The 3974-nt window shown below is 62.5% G+C and carries 4 protein-coding genes and 1 pseudogene; 1 reads left to right on the plus strand and 4 read right to left on the minus strand.

Annotated features, from left to right (window positions below; genetic code table 11):
• The 4 genes and pseudogenes from ACFVXN_RS18190 to ACFVXN_RS18205 form a co-directional block, all read right to left on the minus strand.
• Positions 1–1318, minus strand: a 1318-nt coding sequence (locus ACFVXN_RS18190; protein ID WP_389235858.1) for a hypothetical protein, incomplete at its 3' end; no start/stop codon positions are given.
• Between the two features lie 20 nt (positions 1319–1338).
• Positions 1339–1698, minus strand: a pseudogene (locus tag ACFVXN_RS18195) (integrase core domain-containing protein); the annotation flags it as partial.
• A gap of 359 nt (positions 1699–2057) precedes the next feature.
• On the minus strand, positions 2058–2564 hold the full coding sequence (locus ACFVXN_RS18200) for an alpha/beta fold hydrolase (protein ID WP_389235861.1): 507 nt from the start codon (positions 2562–2564) through the stop codon (positions 2058–2060).
• A gap of 303 nt (positions 2565–2867) precedes the next feature.
• On the minus strand, positions 2868–3248 hold the full coding sequence (locus ACFVXN_RS18205) for a hypothetical protein (protein ID WP_389235864.1): 381 nt from the start codon (positions 3246–3248) through the stop codon (positions 2868–2870).
• Between the two features lie 106 nt (positions 3249–3354).
• Between ACFVXN_RS18205 and ACFVXN_RS18210 the strand changes: the two genes are divergently transcribed.
• The coding region (locus tag ACFVXN_RS18210; RefSeq protein ID WP_389235867.1) for an LGFP repeat-containing protein at positions 3355–3974 on the plus strand (620 nt) is incomplete at its 3' end.

Consider the following 3974-nt stretch of genomic DNA (forward strand, 5'->3'; position numbering starts at 1 on the left):
CAATAATTGCGTCAACAAGGACGTCCTCGGCTTGTCTTCGTTCGGCGACTGCGCGCAGGATCCGACGGATTGCAATCCCGATGCCTTTGGTTCGTGTCGCCGCGATTCTCGCTGCCCACTCTCCCCATTCCTTGATCTGTTGCTGGTCGAGTTGCGTGGGTCGCAGCCGTGGGGCGTTCCGGGGGTCGTTCCAGCCCATGTTGTCCGGGTGAGAGAGTGGGTCAACGAAGGTTCGCCAGGTGGGTACTGCGGTGATGTTGTCCGCCTTCCCGGTGAGGAGGAGTGCGAGCCGGACGTTGTCGATGGTTTCCTCGATGGTCCGCCATTCCGACAAGGGGTTCGAAGGCATGTTTCCCTCACCGGGGGTTTTGCCGGCTTTGATTCGATAGGGGAGGTCGATCTCCACAACGAGGTCGCCGCTGTACCGAATCTGCACGTCCTGACCATCAGGGCCTGAGTGCTGCAGTGAGTGGTCACCATCCCCGAATGGTGTTCGTTGTGAGAATCGCTTGTCCCTACTGTCGACCGGCCGGATCCGCGCCCACCCCCAGTCACTCGTGGTCATTCCATCCGGAGGCAGGACGCCAGCGAGTCCCACCCGCACCGGTACGGTTGCCTGCTCGCCGCGCATCGCGGATCTGAGGGTGCCGAAGAGTTCGCGCGCCGCGGCAAGAAACTGTTCCTCGGTGGGGACTTCGTTGCGGAAATGCGCGAGCTTCCAGCTGGAACTGAGAATCCGGTCGGCGAACCCGAAAACTTGGGTGGTGCCGCCCGACCCGGTGCTGGTGTATGCGAAACCAAGGTGGTCGCCGTGTTCTTCCTTCTCCGCGAAGAGCGGTCGCAGGTCGGGGTCGGCGAAGAGTGCCGTTTCGAATCGATGGCGAACAGGGCTCTCCCAATTGACTACATGTACGGGCAAGTGTTGCCGCGAGTGTGTGTCTTGGAGGGTGAGCAGGGGGTATGCGTGCCAGGCGAGCTCGATCAGTGAGCATTCCAGCTCGTCAGTACCGTTGAAGGCTTGCTTCGATCCGCCGGCACTCTGGCGTATGGCATCCGCAATGGTTGTCCCGGTCTCTTCGTGGTACCGAGATAGCCGCCTTAGCCGCTCGATGGGACGGAAGAATGCATCGTCGGGGTCGCCGGGGAGGGCGCTCTCCACCTGCTGTAGCAAACCGAGGGCAGTCTCGGCCTCCGGCGATAGCGCCGTTTGGTCCTCACCGAACCGGGCCTCGAGGGCAGATTCGGGTGAGTTCAGCAGATGGCGCAACGCAGCGATTCCGTACGTCTGGACAAGGGGATGGCTGAAGGATTGGCCCATGGACGCATTTTGCCTGAGCGCTAGCTGTGCTGACCTGAGAGGTTGGGTACGCGGGCGACGGGTGGTTGGCCGCCGAGTGCGGTGTGGCCGCGGTGGTGATTGTAGGTGTGCAGCCATCGTGGGAACTCGTCGCAGCGTTCGCAGTTGCTGGTGTAGAGGCGGGCGTAGGCCCATTCGTCGGCCAGGGTGCGGTGGAAGCGTTCGACTTTGCCGTTGGTTTGGGGTCGGTAGGGGCGGGTTCGGCGATGTTTGATCTCACCTAGTGCGTCTCGGAACGCGTGTGATCGGTGGCAGGAACCGTTGTCGGTCAGCACCTTTTCGACCGTGATGCCGTGCTCGGTGAACCATGCGTTGGCGCGTAGCCAGAACGCGGCGGCGGTGGCCGCCGAGTTGACGGGAAACACAGGATGGGCGCAGGTTTTCGGCGACGAAGTCACTGTTGCCCGCGACTGGAACCTGAACTATGTCGGTGGTAGCGGGTCCATCGACTCGCCGGCGGCACGGGATCAGGCCGGTTTAACGGCCATGACGCGAAAGGCGCGGATCCGTGCCGCCTACAGACACTCGCGGTCGTCGATGCGGTATCTGATGTACGGGTGGGTGATGTCGCTGCGCATCCTGTGTAACTGTGCAGTGCAGTCGATACCCGCCCCGCAATGCACGTTCGATCGCATACGTCACACACGGATTCGACGCGCGGCCGCAGCACGCAACCGGCGCCGTTCGTTCGCATTCGGTCTCAGGGGCGGACTCGGTGGGTGTCCCGAGGGGAAGAGGGTGGCGTATCGGATGTTGTCGGCTTCGAGTAGTCGCGAAACCCACCGTTGCAGGCGATAGCGAACCCGCCGTGCGGGGGCATGCCGTGTCCCATCGCTTCGAGGTACGGGGCATAGTCGGCCGGGTCTTCGCTGCGGACTCCGGCAGCGCCGCGACGAACTGTTCCCCACGGCTGCGGGAACACCCGTCCCATGGCACGGGTGATCCAGTCGATCTCGGTGCGGGTGCCCGCGGTGATCGCTCCGAACACCGCCGCGATGACCCGCTCCGGATATTTCTGTGCGTAGACCAGGCCCAGGCTCACACCCCATGACTCTCCGGCGACGATCCACCGCTCGATCCCGAGATGTTCCCGCAGGCACTCGATGTCGTCGACCAGATGAGCGGTCGTTCGCTCCCAGGTCGTAGTCGGGGCTATCGGCCAAGGGTCAGCTACGACCACACCCGCGCTGATCGAACTGCCGGCCATTCTCGCACGCACCGACGGCACATCGCAGAATCACAGGCCGAGCACAGGCGGAGCCTCGGTCGGGTTACGGCAAGTTAGCTGACGAAGAGGCTCCCGCTCGCCTGGTAGGTGGCGTCTTGTGGGCCGAACCGCATCCTTAGCCTCACAGCCAGCTCGGCCGTCCCATATGTCCAATATTACCATTCCGTCCAGTTTGTTATAGAAGCGTCACCTGTTGTCTGTGGGGTAACTGTGAGTCGTTGGTTTAGGTTACTAAAGAGCGACGGGCCCGCCGCTGACCCAAGTCCGCGCTACAGACAGGCGTCAGATGGCCAGAACCACGAAGTACCTGAATTTGTCATGCCCGAAACGAAGTTCGCCAGCAAAAAGCTTGATCGTTGTTTCACTCGCGTCGGTCTTGCTCGCGGCCGGAGGAGGGAGCGCTACGGCACAACCGACGACTACCCCTACACCGGCTCCGAGCGTAAGTTCGACTACCACGACAACCACCACACCGACTCCACCCTTGCCTGGGGCACCCGACACTGAGGCGGAGAACGGGCGGCAGGAGAACGGTGCTGCATCGCCCTCATTGCCGCCGAGCACGACCAGCTCGCCGAGTTCCGCGCGTCCACTGACTCCGGAGCGCGGGCTGGTAGCACCGTCGGCGGGACCGCCATCGACGTCGATCCCTCCCTCCGCCACGCCAACTCCGATTACGACGGGGCCGCCGACAACAACGGAATCACCTAGCGCACGAGTTCAGCCGTTGGCGAGACCCGGGTGCGTCGACGTCTCGACGTCCGAGGGCGTGTTCGAAGTCTGCGGCGACATCCTCGCCAAGTGGAACTCGTTGGGAGGGATGAGTGGGAAGCTCGGAGCCCCACGCTCTAACGAAAATGTCCTTCCTGATGGTCGAGGTCGGACGACGTGGTTCTGGGGTGGAACCGTCTACTGGACGTCCACCACAGGGGCGCATCCTGTATGGGGGCAGATCGGCTATCACTGGGGCCAGTTGGGATGGGAGAACGGTCTGGGATACCCGGTCAGCGATGAATTTCTCAATCCTGATGGCGTCGGATACCGACAGGCATTCGAAAGCGACTATTCGATCTATTGGTCACCTGCTACCGGTCCCGCCTCGATTGGCGGGACGCTGGGCGCGAGGTGGGGCCAGTTCGGCTACGAGGGGGGCGAACTCGGCTACCCGCTGGCGGACCAAGAGGATCTGGGCGCAGGCCTTATGCAAGGGTTCCAGAATGGGAACCTCTACTTCAAGTCCGGGAGTTCCCCCTACTGGGTGCACGGCGAGATCCTGAACAAATTCAACCAAATGGGCGGTATCGGCAATGCTGGCTGGCCCACGGGCGAGGAATACGAATACTTCGAGGGTCGCGCGCAGAATTTCGAGCAGAAGATCATCTATTGGGG

It is taken from the genome of Cellulomonas sp. NPDC058312 (genome assembly GCF_042880135.1).
GTDB lineage: Bacteria > Actinomycetota > Actinomycetes > Actinomycetales > Cellulomonadaceae > Cellulomonas.

Excerpts from the sequence above, each read along its gene's own strand:
- ACFVXN_RS18200 (WP_389235861.1), bottom strand. The coding sequence starts at position 2,564 with ATGGCCGGCAGTTCGATCAGCGCGGGTGTGGTCGTAGCTGACCCTTGG.